This is a genomic window from Vibrio fujianensis (assembly GCF_002749895.1).
GTDB classification, from domain to species: Bacteria; Pseudomonadota; Gammaproteobacteria; order Enterobacterales; family Vibrionaceae; genus Vibrio; species Vibrio fujianensis.
The window spans coordinates 168,553-169,658 of sequence record NZ_NBUS01000039.1 but is presented as its reverse complement, the minus strand read 5'-3'; the positions used below and the strand labels follow the sequence as shown (position 1 = coordinate 169,658).

At 44.5% G+C, this 1,106-nt stretch carries 1 protein-coding gene; it reads left to right on the top strand.

The window, feature by feature from the left end; translation table 11 throughout:
* A partial coding sequence (locus tag B7C60_RS17960) for an SLBB domain-containing protein (RefSeq protein ID WP_245868618.1) occupies positions 1-1,106 on the top strand: 1,106 nt, incomplete at both ends.

Below are 1,106 nucleotides of genomic sequence, written 5' to 3'. Positions count from 1 at the left end.
ACAAATACAACGCCCAGCTATTTATGAAATAAAGCCAGGCAGCACCTATCAAGATCTTATCACTATGGCGGGTGGCTTACGTGTCAATGCCTTTGCTGAACGTAGCCAATTAAAACGTTTATTACCTGGAGAAAGTGTTGAATTACGCGATGTCAATTTAACAGAGATCAACACACTTAATCAGCCTGTACATCATGGTGACGTATTAACCGTCGCAACACGAACAAATCCACTAACGAATGTCGTGCAGATCACCGGTGATGTGACTCACCCAGGAGTAGTTGAGTGGCAAGAAGGCATGACCGTGAGTGATATCTTTCAATCTCAAGACAGCGCATTTAATCCGAGTGCAGATTTAGATTATGCTTTATTAGTTCGAGAAGTTAATCATCAAAGGGATATAAAGGTTTTACAGTTTAATTTAGCTGATGCCCTACTTAATCCATCGTCATCAAACAATCTCGTTTTATCTAATGGTGATCAACTGGTTGTATTTAGTCGTCGTGGGGTTGATCGAGATAACGGTACTGCAGTTGAAATCGTGCAATCACTTGATGAAGCAGAACGTCAGGCGCAGAAAGATAAACAAGCGACCGACAAACAATTAGCACTAGGTGCAGATCGCTCATCGAACTCTCGTCGCGCTCTGTTAGCTCCGATACTGTTGCGTTTGCAACAACAAGCCCGTTACGGAGAGCCTGCCGCTATTGTTGAGTTAGTTGGTGAGCTTCGTTATCCAGGCCGTTATCCGATAACCCAAAAACAAGATTTAAATAGCTTATTAATCGCCGCAGGTGGATTGACTTCAAATGCATATACTGATCGTGCTGAGTTGACCCGTGCAGCCATTAACCAAACTGATTACCATGCAAATATTGAACAAATTAACTTAAATGCGGTGCTCAGTGGTGAGGCACAAGTCATCGTTCAGCCGCGAGATCGACTTAGCGTTTTTGAGCGTCCCGAGATACAACATCAATACACGATCACCTTGCAAGGCGAAGTTAAATTCCCTGGAATCTATACCATCCGTCGTGGTGAAACCCTAGCGCAGCTATTACAGCGGGCCGGAGGCTTAACCGAGTTTGCTCACCCGCAAGGGGCCA